This window comes from Halobacteriovoraceae bacterium (assembly GCA_020635115.1).
GTDB lineage: Bacteria > Bdellovibrionota > Bacteriovoracia > Bacteriovoracales > Bacteriovoracaceae > JACKAK01.
Genome location: JACKAK010000005.1, coordinates 24,305 through 40,739, shown reverse-complemented (window position 1 = coordinate 40,739; position 16,435 = coordinate 24,305). Strand labels below are relative to the sequence as shown.

The following is a 16,435-nucleotide window of genomic DNA, read 5'->3' as shown; positions in this document are numbered from 1 at the left end:
GGGCCACTTCTAGACGAGATCTTTTGCTTTTATTATAATGCGCTTCATGCTGATTAAAAGAAAAGAAAAAATAAATGGCCCATATGATGTTATAATTATCGGCAGTGGTCTGGCCGGAATGACCGCTGCAAATAAATTATCCCAAAATGGAAGAAAAGTACTATTACTTGAAGCACATAATAAACTTGGTGGATTTGCAACTTGGTTTAAACGATCTCAAGGTAATCACATCTTTGATATTTCACTTCATGGTTTCCCTGTGGGGATGATCAAAACATGTAGAAAATATTGGTCTAAGGACATATCTGATTCCATCGTTCAACTGAAGGATGTTCGTTTCATTAATCCAATGTTTACGATAAAAACAGATTTTACCAAATTAGATTTTACAAAAAAATTGGTTCAAGATTTTAAGATAGAACAACAGAAAGTCGATGATTTTTTTAAATTTTTATCAGAAATGAACTTCTATGATAATTCCTCGATGACTAATCGAGAACTGTTTGAAACATTTTTCCCAAATAGACCTGATGTTGTACGTTTTTTATTAGAACCAATTACTTATGCCAATGGTTCAACCCTAGAAGATCCTGCGATTACTTATGGTATTGTTTTTTCAAATTTTATGAATAAAGGAGTTTATACCTTTAAAGGTGGCACTGATGTTCTCATTGGAAAAATGAAAGCTGAACTCATCACTAATGGATGTGATATTAAACTCCACTCAAAAGTTGACAAGATTATAGTTGAAAATAACAAAGTCAAAGGTATCTCCATTGAAGATAATTTTATAGAGTCTCCGGTCGTACTTTCAAATGCTAATTTGCTTTCAACTATATTCGGTATGGTAGGAGAAGATAAATTCGAATCAAACTACATTAGTAGAGCAAAAGAAGTAAGACTTAATACATCTAGTTGCCAAGTTTACATGGGAATTAAAGATGGGGAAACTATACCTCATGTGGGAGACCTTATTTTTACCTCTGATGATCACAAGTTTAGTACAGACTTATTGCTTTCTCCTAAAATAGGAAGTCAAACATTTTCCATCTATTATCCTGAAGCACGACCTCAACTCAATAACCGCTACGCGATAGTTTCATCATCCAATGCTCTATATGAAGATTGGGCCAATCTTTCAAATGAAGATTATATGAATCAAAAAAATTACCTTATTAATCGTGCATTAGAAGGTATTGAGAAAATCATTCCAGGTGTTACTCAAAAAATTGATTTCATCGAAGCAGCAACTCCACTGACAATTGAGCGCTATACACACCATCGAAAAGGATCCTCTTTTGGAACCAAGTTTGAAGGACTAGAAGTAAGCATGAATATGCATAAAGAAATTGAAGGTCTGTTTCATAGCGGTTCAGTTGGTATTATCATGTCTGGATGGTTAGGTGCTGCTAATTATGGAGTCATCCAATCTCATGAAGTAGATTCATACTTAACAAAAATCGAGGAATAAAAATGAATAATATGAAATTTGATTTTACTGGACAAGTTGTTATCGTCACGGGGGGAACTCGAGGTATTGGAAGAGGTATTTCAGAGAAGTTTTTAGAAAGTGGAGCAAAAGTAATTGCAACGTATTCTGATAATGTTCAGGCCGCTGAAAGTTTCAAAATTTCTCTTGGCCCATTAAGTGATAATCTTACACTTAAGAAATTTGATATTTCAAATAAAAATGAAGTTGAAGATTTCTATAACTGGATAAACTCTGCAACATTAACGGTGAATGTTCTTGTCAATAATGGCGGAATTAGAAAAGATGGCCTCATTGCAATTATGCAAGAAGAAGATTGGGACAAAGTAATTGATACAAACCTTAAAGGGACCTATTTAATGACTAAAGGAGCTGTCGCTCATTTTATGCAAAATCGCTATGGAAGAATTATAAATATGAGCTCTGTCAGCGGAAATTTAGGACTAGCAGGGCAAGCAAACTACGCCGCTTCCAAGGCCGGACAAGTCGCTCTTTCAAAATCAGTAGCTAAAGAAGTTGGAAAAAGAGGTATCACCATTAATAACGTGTTACCTGGTTTTATAGAAACTGAACTGATAAATGACCTCCCAATGGAACTTGTGAAAGAATATAAAAAACAAGTCCCACTTAAAAGATTTGGACAAATTGATGAAGTTGCTGCCGCAGTTTTATTTCTTGCCTCTAAAGAAGCATCCTATATCACTGGTGCAACTCTTGAAATATCAGGGGGACTTTAATGGATAATAATGACATTTTAAGTATTATCCCTCAGCGCGATCCATTTCTCTTTGTAGATAAAATAATCGAAAGAGACAATTCTCATATTCATGCACAAAAAAAAATCACCGGGCATGAGGACTTCTTCAGAGGTCACTTCCCGGGAAATCCAATAATGCCAGGAGTTCTCCTGCTTGAGTCCATATTTCAAACCGGTGCATTGTTAATCGCTGGACAAAAAGATGGAAAGGTAGGAGTTGTAACCAGAATTGACAATGTAAAATTCAAAGGCATCGTTCGCCCTGGAGATCTTTTAAATATGAAAGTTAAATTAGATGAATGCCTTCAAAATGCTTATTATTTCAACGGACATATAGAAGTTAATCAAAAAAAGATACTAACACTTAAATTTGTTTGTGCCCTGATTGACGAGAAGAACTCATGATTAACTTTAGTGGAAAAACATTTCTCATCACGGGAGTCGCAAATAAAAAATCTGTGGCAACATTTGTCGCTAAGTCACTTATTGAAAATGGTGCGACCTGTTTATTTTCTGTTCAATCCGCAAATCATGCTCAAAAAGTCGAAACTCTTTTTCCTGACAGTAAGATTTTTATTTGTGATGTAGAAAAAGAACAAGACGTTTGGGAATTGGCAAATAAACTCGAAAATACCCAACTATCGGGAATTCTCCATTCAATCGCTTTTGCAAATTATTCAGAAGGAATTAAACCATTTCATGAAACAAACTGGACAGACTTTGCTCAGGCCACAAATATTTCATGTTTTTCATTGGTTTCTCTCTTAAAATATCTCCATCCCATTATGTGTGAAAATAGCTCGGTCGTCACGGTATCGATTTCAAACCTAAGAGCAACAAATTATGGTTATATGGGACCTGTTAAGGCCGCACTCGAAAGTTGTGCAGTTTTTTTGGCTAAATCATTATCACATAAAAAAATTCGATGTAACGCTGTTGGTGTTGGACCTCTCAAGACATCAGCTTCGGCCGGTATTCCAGGCTATATTGAAAACTATCTCTATACCACACAACTTTGCTTGAACCACGAGGCCTTAAAAACCCAAGAAGTCGCTAATACGATTTCATTTTTATTATCACCATTAAGCTCGGGAATAAATGCTCAGACGCTTATTGTAGATAATGGAATGAGTGCTAATTATTTCGATGAACTAGTCGTAAGTGCTTTCAATTCAAAATGAAAAAGTTGTAATTATTTCGCGCTCTGTGGATTAATTTTTTAGAATTGTATATACATTATAAAAAATATTGAACAACAAGAATTAACTGAACAAAATTAATTTTAACCTAATCTAGAGCTGTATTCACGTTTTGGTTAATATCGATAACATCTATTATTACATATCTATTTTCTGATTCAAGATTGCATGAAGATACATTGAAAAATTTTATCAAAAATTTGCGTAAAACTCGGTACTTTAGTGCGGAGATATAAGCAAATGCCCACTGGCGAGGTTAATGAGGTCTGTCTTGCTGCTCTATATATTGCTTGATGACTTCCAGTGGCGCCCCTCCACAACTTCCTGCAAAATAACTAGGTGACCAAAGAGCATTTCCCCATAGTTTTTTTCTAATTTCAGGATAATTTGATTCTCGAATATATCTTGATGAAACCCCCTTTAAAGATCCCACAAGTTTTGAAAGCGTCACTTTTGGCGGGTAATTTACCAGAAGATGAACGTGATCGCCTTCTCCTTCAAATTCAACCAACTCCGCTTCAAAATCAGAGCATACGGAATTAAAAACTTCTTTGAGGTGATCTAATACTCGCGATGTAAAGCAAACTCGCCTATATTTTGTTACAAAGACTAAGTGTGCATGAAGCAGAAAGGTGCAGTGTCTGCCATGTCTGATCTTTGGATTTGTACGTTCTTTGATTGATTTATTTGAATTTAAATTACTCATAGACTAATAATTAATTTCTCTTGGCCAATAGGTCAAGAAGTGATATTCTAAGTCTGTATGGAAAAGATTAATCTGGCCTATAAATTCAAGTTAAATCCTAGTGAGAGTCAAATTGAGATATTTTCCTCATGGGCCGGAACCTGTCGGTTTCTCTATAACCTTTGCCTTGAGCATAGAATTCTTTCATGGACTCAATATAGAAGCTCAATTAACTACTATGATCAGGCAAATGAGTTAAAGGACCTAAAATCGTGTGAGGGATTTGAGTGGATCAAAGATTCTCCGGCACAAATTCTTCAACAGTCTTTAAAAGATTTAGATAAGGCCTTTAAGTCATTTTGGAGATCCGGTTTTGGATTTCCAAAATACAAGAAAAAGGGAATTGGTGATAGTTTTCGTTTTCCAGACGCTAAACAATTCTCTGTGAGAAAAGTAACTCGAAAGAAAGCTTTTGTTAAGCTTCCTAAAATCGGAGAAGTCGCATTTAGATTAAGTCGAAAAATTGAAGGCAAAATCAAAAATGCGACTATTAAAAAAGAGGTTGATGGCTGGTATATTGCTTTTTGCAGTGAAAAACACCTTGAAATACCATATAACAATCTTCCTACAGTTGGTATCGACCGGGGAATTTCAGAGACGTTGGTTTTAAGTTCAAGAGATGACTGTTTGAGAAATTTAAAATTTACCCTTCCAAAAAATTGTCACATACTTAGAGAGAGAATCAAAGTTTTGCAAAAAAGGTTGAGACTTAAAAAGAAATTCTCCCAAAGTTGGAAGAAAGTGAATAATAAAATTAGAAAACTACATTCAAAAATAGCTAGCATAAGACATGATTTTCTACATAAGGCATCAAGCTATATAGCTAAGAATCACAGCTATGTTACTCTTGAGGACTTAAAGATTAAAAACATGTCAAAGTCAGCAAAGGGAACTCTCGAAACTCCAGGAAAAAATGTTGCGGCAAAGTCAGGGCTGAACCGTGAAATTCTTTTTCAGGGTTGGGGAATTTTTGCTCTCCAACTAAGCTATAAATGTGAATGGAATGGTGGTCATCTAGAGTTAGTGAATCCCAAGTTCACAAGTACGAGATGCAGTGAATGTCTGTACAACAATAAGATGAACCGCAAGAACAAACATTTTGAGTGTTTGAATTGTGGGCACAAAGAAGATGCAGATTTAAATGCAGCAAAAAATATTAACAGGGTGGGGCGCACCCAAAGAGACTGTGGAGGAGTTGGCATTGGCCAGACCGTTGAAGCAGTAACCCCTACGGTGCATTAGCACTTTAGGAATCCCCTTATCTTTAGTGAGGGGAGGACGTCAAACTAGTTCCTTTGGCCAGTAGTATCGTTATTCTTACTTTGTTTTTTCTTGTAGATGAAATTTGCTAAGTTAGGGATTTTCTAAAAATAGTAAAAAATGGTGCAATCGAAACATAACTTATAGTCGCTTCGAAATATTAAGTAGATATTTTGTCACTAAGATTCCGAATTATGCTCTGGTATTACTGCTTTTACCTATGTAATTATAGTCATTTAGTTGAAGCGTTTATATTATATAAATATATTTATCATAAAGACATAACGACTTGGATAAATCAAAATCTAAATAAATAAACACCACTCTTGTTGGCCATGTTAACGATGAAAATCTAACATATCGATATTCTGTTTAGAATAAATATCATGTTTGAAAAAGCTACCAAGTGTATGCAATTACTTTGATTCAGGCCATGAATCGGTGTAGTCATGCAAAAAATACTAATGGAACCTATCTATGAAACAAATGTATTTTATTATTTTAATTCATCTTTGCATCTTTAATTTGTATGCATCTAAACTGAAGGGGCCTGTTAACTATTTTAGTGCTCAAAGAGAACTTCATTTTGTTCAAAATCTTGAAGACTTTATCATTTTCATGCACTCCCATGTCTACAATGTAGAATCTCTTGGATTGTATCTATTTGATAATTATTTTTTTGAAGGTTTAGATCCGATTCGAGACCATAAGACCAGAGAATTTTTACCTTCCATGGACAGTATCCACGTTCGTATGGCATTAGGGGTTCCTCCAACCTTTAAAATGAGTCCAGACTTTATTGCAAAACTTAGAGAAATTTTACAAATAAGATTAGCGGCCCACGATTCCTCCAAAATAAACACTTCTAAAAAATTTATCCAAAAATATAAGAAATACCATCAACAGTATAATATAGAAGTTTTGGCCCTAGGTTATGGGGTTAATTTCTACGCTCCAATAGATCAATCACTTACTGAAAGGGAAAAAAAGCAGCTAAAAAAAGCTAAAAAACAGTTCATAGACACCGTTAAAAGGATAAACGATATCGATGCAGATGTTAAAAAAGATATTGAAAATAAGTATACTCCTTTTGAGGGATCCGAGATCACTAATGAAATATTACTCGAAAATTCTATTATTCGATCCGTGGTTAATCTTATTGAAGATTGGGCCGATAAAACAGAACGCTATCTGAATATGGTAACCGAAGAAGAAATGGGTAAAAAAACAGTTCGAACTGCTGAGTATCTGAACTACTCTTCTACACTTACTTACGCACAAAAAAGAATAATAGCACAATTAGAATTTGATTATTCAAAAGTAACAATGACTTTCCCTGAATATAAAAAAGAACTCTATAAGTTTTACAAAAAATTTCATAAATACGGGATTGATTTTGAAAATCTAGACTCAATTCGAAAATTTGAAATATTACCCCATCTCAATCAATATGAAGAGCATTCTCCTTACTCAACAACTTTATCTGATAATATAAGGGAACAAGAGTTAAAAATATTTAAGGCATTTGTTAGTGATTTTCCTTCGTTAATAGGAACAAGAGGTTTTGATGCATTTAAATGTGCAAACTATTTTGTCAAAAATACTCCCAAGCTCATTCATGAAAATATTCGCAACTCTAGTGGAACATCCAAAAAAATATATGACAGAATTAGATATCTAATTAGTGAGTGATGCTTTTAGTTTCTCTAAACCAATCTTTGTTGAATAAGTTGGAGAATAATTGAAATCAGTCTTCGCATTTTTGTGTGAAAAAAAGTGCGACTGAGACAATTGCATTGCTATAAACTGTGTCATCGGTGGATCGATTTTTGTTAAACCTAAAAGATTAAAACTTTTTTCAAAAAATTTACCAATACTTAGGGCCTTTTTCCGACTTATATTTTTATCAACTGAAGGTAAAGAGTAGGCCTCCATTATTTGATTAACAAACTTCCATAAGTTTACAGGTTCGTCATCTCCTAAAAAGTAGGTTTGTCCTGCAGGAACTTCAAATGGCGATTTAAGAGCATTGAAGGCCTGTACATGAGCTTTTGCCGCATTTTCTACATAAATGACGTCAACTATGTTTTTACCCTCGCCAATTCGTCTTAATCGATTGTTTTTATGAGCTTCAACTAAACGGGGGATTAGATTGTTGTCTCCTGGCCCATAAATCAGGTGGGGTCTCAATGAAACAGTCATAAGACCATTTTTCCCATTATTTTTCAAAACATAATCTTCTGCTAATGCTTTTGATTTAGCATACATGGAGTAAAATTTTAAGGGGTAAGACAAAGACTCATCTTCTCCACATAAATCATAGTCCCTCGCAACAACACTTGGTGTACTCGTGTAAATGAGTTTCTTAACCTTGTTTGCAATGCATGCAAGAACTACATTTTGAGTTCCATGAAAATTTATTTTTTCAAAATCTTTCCACTTTCCCCACATTCCTATTTTTGAGGCCACATGAAATACGGCGTCTTTCCCATGCATCGCAATCATAAGCTGGCCAAAGTCAGTAATGTCACCCTTTAAAGTTTTTATTCCAAGTTCATCTAGCGAAGAATGATGATTTCTAGAATAATTTGTGACATTATGTCCTTCTTTAAGTAGTTCTTTTGCTATATATCTCCCTAGAAATCCACCGGCCCCAGTAATTAATATATTCATACGTGCTTCCTTAAAACCTTTTTTTGGACATATTCAGCAAGTTTTGGCCTATCGATTTTAATATTGTGACGTACATCTACCGGAAATTTTGGATAAAAATAGACTTCATCGATCTGGTCAGTTGTTTTATTGTGTTTGAGAATTTCTTTAACTTCATCTATAAGGCGGTCAGTTTTATTTGTGAGTGAACTGGTCTCAATTATCAAGGCCGCTATGTCAGTTTGATTTTTTTTAAGTTTTACTAGAGCACTTTTTTGGACAGACGGATGATTATTGGCAATGGTTTCACAAGGAATTGTAAAATAAGGCCTGTTTGAAATTGTAAAAGCATGTGCTTTTCGTCCATAGAACCATAATCGATCGGATTCATCTAAATAACCTAAGTCTCCAATCCTGTGCCAAATTTTGCCACAGTCATAGATTTTTGAAAGTTTATTTGCGAGCTCATTTTGATAATAACTTTTTGTGACGACTGGCCCTGAAACAATGATTTCACCTATTTCATTTGTCGATAAAACTTTTGCATCTTTTAGGTTTTCAATTGCTTCATAGGAAATTTCAATAATTTTAATTTCTGTAAAAGGAGCAGCTCTACCAACGCAAGTACCTTTCCCATCAGCAGTCAGTTTAGCTGTATCTCTTAGTATTTCACTCCCTGAAATATTAGTTATGGGGAGAGATTCTGTTGCACCATAGGGTGTATATGTATCTCCATGTGGTAGAATTTGACAAAAGTCTCTATGTAAGGAATTAGGTATCGGAGCACCAAACATGACTAGATATTTGACTGAGGGGAGAATTATTTTTTCTTTCAGACAATACTTCGCTACATTTTTCCAAATAGCGGGGGATCCGGCCAAAAAACTGGCCTTTTGATCAATAATATTTCTAACTAGTTTTTTAGGGTTTGCTTTTGAAGGTTTAGAAGGATCCATATCAGGGATAACGCTTGTCATTCCTATAGAGAGTGTAAAAAGGGCAAACAAAGGAAAACCTGGTAGGTCAATTTCATTCTCATTGAGTTTGAAAAGATCTTTAAGTATTTTTATCTGTGTGATGAAAACCTCATGTGTATACTCAACCCCTTTAGGTTTTCCAGTGCCTCCAGAGGTAAACAGAATGGCGGCCAGGTCGAATTGATTCATTTTGAGGGGAGGGTAGAACTGTTTAGTTGTAGGAATATGATTCGAAAGCTTATAAGCTCCTGCAAATGGAGCAGATTTATGTGTAATTTTAATATCTATTTTTTTGAAAACACCTTTATGAAATTTAGAGAGGTAATGAATTATAGGTTCTGCAATCATGGCATCTGGAGTAGTTTCGACGATTGCTTTGAGTAGGTTTTTTTTTCCCATACCTGGATCGATTAAAATGGGAACAACTCCTATTTTGAATAGTGCAAAAACCATTGCGGGAAATTCCAGGCATGGTTTAATAAAGAGCAATGTCTTCATGCCTTTTTTAAGGCCATACTTTTCAAATTGAATTGCGTAAGAATTGCATAGGGCCTCCAACTCATCGAATGAGAGAGATTTATAGTGATAAGAATTTCGAAAAGTCCTTTTTACAGGTTGTATGACGGCCTTTTTATGAGGGTTTTTAAAAGCAGCTTCAGTGAAGGGTTGGGCCACATTCATGATTATGGTCCTTTTGATTATTATTTTTGTTATTAAATATTATAGTCGTGGGAGGTTCTTTATATTCTGGTAAGTTTTTTTCTAAAAATGCTTTAATACTAGCACAAACTTGGATAGGTGAATCTTCTAGAACATAGTGTCCAGAATCCCTTAAGTAGAGTGTTTCAGCTTTTGGATAAATTTGAGTCCATCGTTTAAAAAAATGGTCATTAAAACAAAAATCTTGTCCTCCCCATATTATAAATTTGGGGCAAGTCAGAAGCGACAATTTTTCTTCTATTGATTTTAGGACAGAGTAAGTTGCGTGTTTTTTTGACATTGGAATGTCTTGAACGAAGCGTGCGGTAGCAATTCTATTTTTATAATTGTTATAGGGGTAAAGGAGACCTTGTCTAACAAATCTTGATAGGGGTTTTGCTACGGCCATAAATGTTGCTGGGAATGCAAAAGCATTAAATGATCGAATTAAAAATTCGCCAATGAAGGGTGTCCGACATAAATTTATTTGCCAAGGAATATTTTCATCTGTAAACGCAGCTGTGTTTAAGAGTATTATAGACAAAACTTTATTCGGGATTTTTGTTGCGATTCCCATACCAATAGCTCCTCCCCAATCGTGAAGAACGAGAGAGAAGGTGTCTATATTCAAGTAATCAATCAGTTCCTGAGCATTTATAATATGTTGTTTTAAATTATATTGGTAGGTTTGTGGTTTATCTGATAATCCACAGCCCATATTATCGATAGCGATGACTCTAAATTCGTTTTTTAAAGTGTCTATCAAATTTCTGTAGTAAAATGACCAAGTTGGATTTCCGTGGGCCATAATAATTGTATGACCTTTACCTTCATCAATATAGTGGAGTTGATGGCCAGAGGAAGTTTTAAAAAAATTATTTTTAAAAGGAAAAAGTTTTTGAACTTCTTTTGGCAATTGATTTTTCACCATCTTAAACCTACTATGATAGAGCTAAGTCCGCTTCCTATCCCTAAAAGGGCCAACAAATTACCCTTTTTTAACATATTTAATTGATTTGATATAGATAAAGTAACAGGTAAGGCAGCGGAACCTGTATTACCGAGTGTGTCGTAAGTTATATGATGTCTGATTCCTTCAAGGTTTAAATTATGCTCAATGGCCAAATGATGGGCCGAACCAACTTGATGGCCAATATAAAAATTGAGATCAGACAGTTTTATCTTACTTGTTTCTAGAAATAACTTAAAATTTTTTTTTGCAAGTGCGACACCCTTTTCCATTAGCATTTCAGAATTTGTCTCCATCATTAAGGAATGGGTATTTCCATCACCACGGCATAAATCGTTAGCACTGCTATCGGTTAATTGTGAGTATGCTGTAAACTGAGGACATTGTGGATATTGTTCAGTTGGGCCTAAAAGCAAGGCAACTCCTGCCGATCCTATTGTGAGATTTGCTATATATTTTTTGATATTTTTTCTCGTGAGATTAGGATCATTCAAAATAGTCTTAATCGTATGATCTAATAATGGATAACCATTTTCACCAGATACTATCAGGATGTTCCTAGCGGCCTTATTTTTAATGAGGGAAGAAGCTAAGATGATGGCATTTAAAACACCTAAACAGGCATTTGAAAGGTCAAGAAACTGGCAATTTTGAGAGAGACCTAAATTTTGATGTACAACTGAAGCTGTTGCTGGCTCTAAGAAATCTCTGCATACTGATGCATGAATGATATAATCAATTTGTTGTGCACCGAATTTTTCAATAATGGGTTTTGCGGCCTGGGTACTAATTTTTGAAGGGAGGGTCCCATTGGGCCAAAAACGTCTTTCTTTGATTCCTGTCATTAGTTCAAGGCGTCCGTGGGGTAATTTTAATTTTTGGTAGACATTTTCTAATTTAAACTCAATTTCTTCACTAGTGAGTATATTTTCGGGAAGATAGTGCTGTATATCTAAAAGTGAAATACCTGTAATCACTAGTTCTCCATTAATCCATATAGATTGGCCATTGAGATACCACTTAAAATGGATCCTACAATTCCAAGAAAGCCTTGATCAGTACCTATTATATAAAGTCCTCTCGTATCTGTTTTGCCATTTCTGGTTTTTTTTGTAGATCCGTAGACTGTACCATTAAAGTGACTTGTATATTTTGTAATTGTTTTTGGAGTAAAAACATCGCTAAAGTTGAAGTGACCATTATAACCAGGAACAACTTTTTTACAGGTTTCCAGGGAGTTTTCAAAGACTCTTTGTTTTTGCAAGTTATAATCGTTTTTTTGCAAATTCATCCATTTTGAGTAATTAGCAATATTTGTAACTCTCATGATTCCTTCTTTGGTATGATTTTCACCTTTGAAGTTATTCGGAAAACATACCACTGCGCTTTTTGTATCGATGAATTGATTTGGTTTTCTATAGAGATAACTTTCATTTTCATTATAAAAAACAATGGTTGCTTCTTGGCCAAATTCACGTGGTTGATTTTCACAAAAGACAATACTTTCAGTAAATGAAAGATTTCCGATATCTTGGTTATTTATTTTATTTTTATTGATGAGACCAAGTGTTTCAGGTAGTCCAGCAGAAGAAAAAATGCATTCGGATTCAAGAATTTGGCCGTCTTTGGTTTCAATTCCTATGACTTTACCATCTTTTTCAATTATTTTTGAAACTTCTGATTTGAATCTAATTTCACATGAACTTTGATTAAGTTTTTCCATGAGGATGTTGATGATCGTTCTCACCCCTCCTTCTGGTTTGGAGAGGCCTTCAAGAAATATACTTTTAAACATTATAACAAACTGTGAGAAATCCATATCATTTTCCCACGCACTACCATAGATAAGAAGAGGGCATAAAATCATGTCTACTAATTTGGGATCATTAATGAAACTTAAAATAACTTCTCTGGCCATGAAGAATTTATTATTTAAACTCGTTTCATTAAAGTCTTTTATATATAGTACGAGTTTATTGAACCCATCAATTTGAGTGGGAAACGTTTGAAATACCTCATTACGGAGCAATTCAAAATCATTTGAAAATCGCAATTCATGATGGGGATATTTAATAAGTGAATAATTCTGTTCACATAATTTAAATTCTTCATAAGGTATCCTCAATTGTTTTAAAAGTTTAATAAGAGGAACACCTTTTGAACCTTTGGGGGAAAAGTTTGTAAGGGCATGTAGACCAACATCCAGTGATCTTTTTCCACGAGTATAATAAGAATTGAGGCCACCAGGGATAGAGTGTTTCTCAAGTAAACAAACCTTTTTATTGTACATAGAAAGTCTTATGGCCGTAGCAAGGCCAGACATTCCTGCTCCAATAATGATGGCATCAAACTTTTGGATCATGTGAAATTATTGTAATTTAGGAGTAAGGTACTCAACACAACTATCAAGAGTGGCCAGTCTTGGGTAATCATCTTGGGGAACAATTACATTATGTCTCTTTTTAAGCTCCATTACTATATCTAAAAAATCCATTGAATCCAAATCGAGTTGTTCTCTAAGCGCAACTCCATCGTCTATGGCCGATAAATCTTCATCTAGAGCAATGTCTGCTATTATATCGATTACAACTTGTCTTACTTCTTGAGTTTCCATTTACTTCTCCCTTAAATCTCACTAAATTTTTTTACTATTACTACTGAATTTATTCCTAACATTCCAAAAGAATTATTAAGAATAATTTCCACATTTTTTCTAAGTTTTTCTTTTACAACCAATCCTGAAATTTCACATTCTGGATCTAAATGATCAATATTCATACAGGGATGAACATATCCATCTTCAAAACTAGGCAAATTTCCAGCGAGCTCTAGAGCTCCTGCCGCACCCATGGCGTGTCCTATGAATCCTTTAGTTGCATTTATACAAGTATTTGGGGAATCATTAAAGACTTCTCTTACGGCCAGGACCTCTTGTATGTCTCCGGCCTTGGTTCCTGTTGCATGCATACTTACAATATCTATGTCATTTGGTTCAAGACCAGCTTTTTTGAGTGCTTTATAGATACATTCAACTTGTCTATCCTTGTTTGGAAGGACAAAGTCGGAAGCGTCAGAGTTGTTGTGGTAACCAATAATTTCTCCATAAATTTTGGCGTTACGATCGAGTGCACTATCTAGCGTTTCTAAAACATAGATCGCACCTCCTTCAGATATAACAATTCCATTACGATCAATATCTAGAGGCCTAGAGGCATTTTTAGGATTTTCATTTCTGGCCAGTGCGCCTTGAGCATCGAAAGCTGCAAATATACCGAAGGTTTGTGGACTTTCAGATATTCCGCCGGCCAGAGCGAGATCAACTTCTTCGAGTTGAAGCATTTGATAGGCGTGAATCAGTCCCATATTTCCAGCAGCACAGGCCGCACCTATTGTACAATGAGGGCCTGTAATTTGAAGATTTAACGTAACTTCTCCAGCAGGACTATTGGCCACAGTCCTTGGATTGTGATGATGAGACCAAAATTCAGTCTTTAAATCGTTTTGGTATAATTCATGAATTTCATTTTCAGTTTCTACATTACCATGCTCAGTTATACCTAAGTAAACGCCTACTCTGGATTTATCAACCATACTAAATTCAATATTTGCATCTAGTAAGGCCTCGTTGGCGCAATATATTGCAATGGCCCCTGCTCGTGTTCCTCTTTTACGCATCTTTCTTTTTTGATACTTAAATTCATCAAAATCACAAAGTCCAGCAGCATGGGTTCCCATGTGTCTAACTTCAGTATTTGAAATCCCTGAGTTATTGTTTAACAAAGAATGACGAAAATCTTTCAGGTTATTGCCATTTGGTGCTGTTAGTCCAATGCCTGTGATGACAATTCTTTTATTCATTGTTTTTCTCCGAATATATTTTGTGAACTTTCAAAAAATTTTTTTGCCAAAACACCACTAAAATTTTTAAAACCTTCAAATTTTTCGCTACCTTGTAGAAGTAAATCGAACATCATGGGAAGTTTAGGAACAAGTCCTTCATATTGATCAATCGTGTGTTTTTTAGAAAGATTAATGACAAAGTCCATGACATATTCGGCAATATCACAGGCAAGTATCATAGATTTGAGTCTAATGGCCGTTTTGCTATTTGTGGGATATTTTTTACTTAATTCGGATATAGCTTGTTTAAACTCTTCGATATTAGGTTGTTCTCTTTTTCTAAAAACGGTTGCGACAATATTTAGTCCATCTTGTTTAACAGAATAGACTTTTAATCTTTTTGCTCTTCCACTGGAACATTCTTTTGAAATTTCTTGAATATCAATTGCTCCGAAATGAGTAAGTCGTTTGAGGGCCTGACTGACTGAACTTTGTGATAGACCAAGAAGGTTTTCAATTTCTTCTTGAGTAAGTGCCTCATCCTGTAGTGATAGTTGGCCAAAAACTTGTCCTTCGATTCTCTTAAAACCTATAGACTCTAAAAGTGTTTCAAATGGATTTTGCCCTTCAAAATTCAAATATTTTCCTTATTTTTAATATTACAAATTTGTAATAACTAAAATATATGAAATAATAACGAAAGTCTTGGAGTGGGGTGCCATTTTTTGTACTAAAATTGATGAAAATCCGGTTTGTTTCCTAAATGGATATTTGAATAGTAGTATGTTTCACTATTTTTGATTTCAATTACTGCACAAGGGTGAATTTCTTTTGGGTGGTTAATAAATGGGCAATGATCAATACCCACAGCTAAGCTGAATTTATTATTCGAATAAGTTGATTCTATAGAAATATTATCAATATCAAAAACATTGGGTGATTTATCTCTATATGATTTGAAATGATAAACATTCCAGTTTTGAGAAGGGGAGAAGTTAAATTCTAAATATTGTAAATCATCATATTTTATAAATAACTCAAAACATGTAGTTGTCCACAAGTTATCTTTTCTTTGTGGGGACGAATTAATTTGCGGAAAAGATATTTTATCTATATCACCTGCTAGAGAGTAATTGGCCTTAAGTAATAGATTTTCAATTTGGACATTACAGTCAACTGAAATGTCCAAACTATTTTTTGTGAAAGGTATAAGAGAAAAACGTCTATCCATTATTCAATTGGTAAAATACTTTTAAAGGTTTCTATGACCTTTTGGTCAAGGTTTAGAATTTTTCCAATCTTGTTTCCAAAACGGCCACCGACACCACCCCATTGGTTTTTTGAAATAAGCTTTTCATCTTTATCAGTTAATTTTGATTCGAAATTAACTTGTCCATCAAAGACAATGATTTCAGTTTCTCCTAATAAATCATTTGTACTAAGATAATAATCTGTACCTCTCACTCCAATTGCAGCATGTGGAGTATTTATTTTTTGATCTTTGACTTTAGAATCTCCACTTATCCATCGACATATTCCATTTGTGAGGGTGTAAATGTGTTCGTGTTTCTGAGTTTTATGGTTGTGGAGCATTACCATATCCATTTTCGAGTTAGGGCCTAGGATAATTGTATTTTTAACTTGGCTTACTTTAAATTTAACAAAGGACTTTGGGCCAGTTTCAAGAATCCCTTTATCCATGATCATCTCATCTTGCTTTACATCAATATCTTTGAATTTAACAACACCTTGTTTTTTTATTATTTGTGCCCAAGGGTGGTCTGTTTTAGCAAACGACGAGAAAGAAAATAAGGAAAAGATAAAAAATAAATTTTTCATACGAACCT

17 protein-coding genes are annotated in these 16,435 nt (G+C 34.5%); 6 read left to right on the top strand and 11 right to left on the bottom strand.

The features are described 5' to 3' along the window. Positions 1–46: 46 nt before the first annotated feature. The 4 genes from H6622_08855 to H6622_08840 are packed head-to-tail and all read left to right on the top strand — an operon-like array spanning position 47 to position 3,427. Positions 47–1,471, top strand: coding sequence for an NAD(P)-binding protein (locus H6622_08855; GenBank protein ID MCB9061617.1), 1,425 nt, complete (start codon positions 47–49; stop codon positions 1,469–1,471). A gap of 11 nt (positions 1,472–1,482) precedes the next feature. Beyond that, the gene (fabG, locus tag H6622_08850; GenBank protein ID MCB9061616.1) at positions 1,483–2,226 is read left to right on the top strand and encodes a 3-oxoacyl-ACP reductase FabG; all 744 of its coding nucleotides are present in this window, start codon (positions 1,483–1,485) and stop codon (positions 2,224–2,226) included. Then, the gene (gene fabZ, locus H6622_08845; protein MCB9061615.1) at positions 2,226–2,651 is read left to right on the top strand and encodes a 3-hydroxyacyl-ACP dehydratase FabZ; all 426 of its coding nucleotides are present in this window, start codon (positions 2,226–2,228) and stop codon (positions 2,649–2,651) included. Before fabG ends, fabZ begins: the two co-directional genes overlap by 1 nt. Next, positions 2,648–3,427, top strand: coding sequence for an SDR family oxidoreductase (locus H6622_08840; protein MCB9061614.1), 780 nt, complete (start codon positions 2,648–2,650; stop codon positions 3,425–3,427). The genes fabZ and H6622_08840 overlap by 4 nt, the downstream gene beginning before the upstream one ends. Before the next feature lie 274 nt (positions 3,428–3,701). On the opposite strand, the gene tnpA is transcribed toward H6622_08840, so the two are convergent. After that, on the bottom strand, positions 3,702–4,100 hold the full coding sequence (gene tnpA / locus H6622_08835; GenBank protein MCB9061613.1) for an IS200/IS605 family transposase: 399 nt from the start codon (positions 4,098–4,100) through the stop codon (positions 3,702–3,704). A gap of 108 nt (positions 4,101–4,208) precedes the next feature. Between tnpA and H6622_08830 the strand changes: the two genes are divergently transcribed. Both H6622_08830 and H6622_08825 read left to right on the top strand, forming a co-directional pair. Then, on the top strand, positions 4,209–5,432 hold the full coding sequence (locus H6622_08830) for a transposase (GenBank protein MCB9061612.1): 1,224 nt from the start codon (positions 4,209–4,211) through the stop codon (positions 5,430–5,432). A 495-nt stretch (positions 5,433–5,927) separates the two neighbouring features. Further along, the gene (locus tag H6622_08825; GenBank protein ID MCB9061611.1) at positions 5,928–7,142 is read left to right on the top strand and encodes a hypothetical protein; all 1,215 of its coding nucleotides are present in this window, start codon (positions 5,928–5,930) and stop codon (positions 7,140–7,142) included. Here the strand turns inward: H6622_08825 and H6622_08820 are convergent. From H6622_08820 to H6622_08775, 10 genes are all read right to left on the bottom strand, one after another. Continuing rightward, positions 7,128–8,123 (bottom strand): NAD-dependent epimerase/dehydratase family protein, encoded by a 996-nt coding sequence (locus H6622_08820; protein MCB9061610.1) that lies wholly within the window; start codon positions 8,121–8,123, stop codon positions 7,128–7,130. The two genes, H6622_08825 and H6622_08820, sit on opposite strands and share 15 nt — an antisense overlap. Beyond that, entirely contained in the window at positions 8,120–9,760 is a 1,641-nt protein-coding gene (locus H6622_08815; GenBank protein MCB9061609.1) for an AMP-binding protein, read from the bottom strand. Before H6622_08815 ends, H6622_08820 begins: the two co-directional genes overlap by 4 nt. Then, the gene (locus H6622_08810; GenBank protein ID MCB9061608.1) at positions 9,735–10,709 is read right to left on the bottom strand and encodes an alpha/beta fold hydrolase; all 975 of its coding nucleotides are present in this window, start codon (positions 10,707–10,709) and stop codon (positions 9,735–9,737) included. Before H6622_08810 ends, H6622_08815 begins: the two co-directional genes overlap by 26 nt. Further along, a complete protein-coding gene (locus H6622_08805) occupies positions 10,703–11,725 on the bottom strand; it encodes a 3-oxoacyl-ACP synthase III (protein ID MCB9061607.1) in 1,023 nt (340 codons plus the stop codon). The genes H6622_08810 and H6622_08805 overlap by 7 nt, the downstream gene beginning before the upstream one ends. Next, a complete protein-coding gene (locus H6622_08800) occupies positions 11,725–13,110 on the bottom strand; it encodes an NAD(P)/FAD-dependent oxidoreductase (protein ID MCB9061606.1) in 1,386 nt (461 codons plus the stop codon). Before H6622_08800 ends, H6622_08805 begins: the two co-directional genes overlap by 1 nt. Positions 13,111–13,116: 6 nt before the next feature. Continuing rightward, positions 13,117–13,362 (bottom strand): acyl carrier protein, encoded by a 246-nt coding sequence (locus H6622_08795; protein MCB9061605.1) that lies wholly within the window; start codon positions 13,360–13,362, stop codon positions 13,117–13,119. Positions 13,363–13,373: 11 nt separating this feature from the next. After that, the gene (locus tag H6622_08790) at positions 13,374–14,606 is read right to left on the bottom strand and encodes a beta-ketoacyl-[acyl-carrier-protein] synthase family protein (protein MCB9061604.1); all 1,233 of its coding nucleotides are present in this window, start codon (positions 14,604–14,606) and stop codon (positions 13,374–13,376) included. Further along, positions 14,603–15,226, bottom strand: coding sequence for a hypothetical protein (locus H6622_08785; protein MCB9061603.1), 624 nt, complete (start codon positions 15,224–15,226; stop codon positions 14,603–14,605). Before H6622_08785 ends, H6622_08790 begins: the two co-directional genes overlap by 4 nt. Positions 15,227–15,318: 92 nt before the next feature. Continuing rightward, positions 15,319–15,819, bottom strand: coding sequence for a hypothetical protein (locus H6622_08780; GenBank protein MCB9061602.1), 501 nt, complete (start codon positions 15,817–15,819; stop codon positions 15,319–15,321). After that, positions 15,819–16,427 (bottom strand): FecR domain-containing protein, encoded by a 609-nt coding sequence (locus tag H6622_08775; GenBank protein ID MCB9061601.1) that lies wholly within the window; start codon positions 16,425–16,427, stop codon positions 15,819–15,821. The genes H6622_08780 and H6622_08775 overlap by 1 nt, the downstream gene beginning before the upstream one ends. Positions 16,428–16,435 lie beyond the last annotated feature (8 nt).

Coding starts and splice junctions, on each gene's coding strand:
- H6622_08855 (MCB9061617.1), top strand. CDS start 47: ATGCTGATTAAAAGAAAAGAAAAAATAAATGGCCCATATGATGTTATA.
- fabG (MCB9061616.1), top strand. CDS start 1,483: ATGAAATTTGATTTTACTGGACAAGTTGTTATCGTCACGGGGGGAACT.
- fabZ (MCB9061615.1), top strand. CDS start 2,226: ATGGATAATAATGACATTTTAAGTATTATCCCTCAGCGCGATCCATTT.
- H6622_08840 (MCB9061614.1), top strand. CDS start 2,648: ATGATTAACTTTAGTGGAAAAACATTTCTCATCACGGGAGTCGCAAAT.
- H6622_08830 (MCB9061612.1), top strand. CDS start 4,209: ATGGAAAAGATTAATCTGGCCTATAAATTCAAGTTAAATCCTAGTGAG.
- H6622_08825 (MCB9061611.1), top strand. CDS start 5,928: ATGAAACAAATGTATTTTATTATTTTAATTCATCTTTGCATCTTTAAT.
- H6622_08820 (MCB9061610.1), bottom strand. CDS start 8,123: ATGAATATATTAATTACTGGGGCCGGTGGATTTCTAGGGAGATATATA.
- H6622_08815 (MCB9061609.1), bottom strand. CDS start 9,760: ATGAATGTGGCCCAACCCTTCACTGAAGCTGCTTTTAAAAACCCTCAT.
- H6622_08810 (MCB9061608.1), bottom strand. CDS start 10,709: ATGGTGAAAAATCAATTGCCAAAAGAAGTTCAAAAACTTTTTCCTTTT.
- H6622_08800 (MCB9061606.1), bottom strand. CDS start 13,110: ATGATCCAAAAGTTTGATGCCATCATTATTGGAGCAGGAATGTCTGGC.
- H6622_08795 (MCB9061605.1), bottom strand. CDS start 13,362: ATGGAAACTCAAGAAGTAAGACAAGTTGTAATCGATATAATAGCAGAC.
- H6622_08790 (MCB9061604.1), bottom strand. CDS start 14,606: ATGAATAAAAGAATTGTCATCACAGGCATTGGACTAACAGCACCAAAT.
- H6622_08780 (MCB9061602.1), bottom strand. CDS start 15,819: ATGGATAGACGTTTTTCTCTTATACCTTTCACAAAAAATAGTTTGGAC.
- H6622_08775 (MCB9061601.1), bottom strand. CDS start 16,427: ATGAAAAATTTATTTTTTATCTTTTCCTTATTTTCTTTCTCGTCGTTT.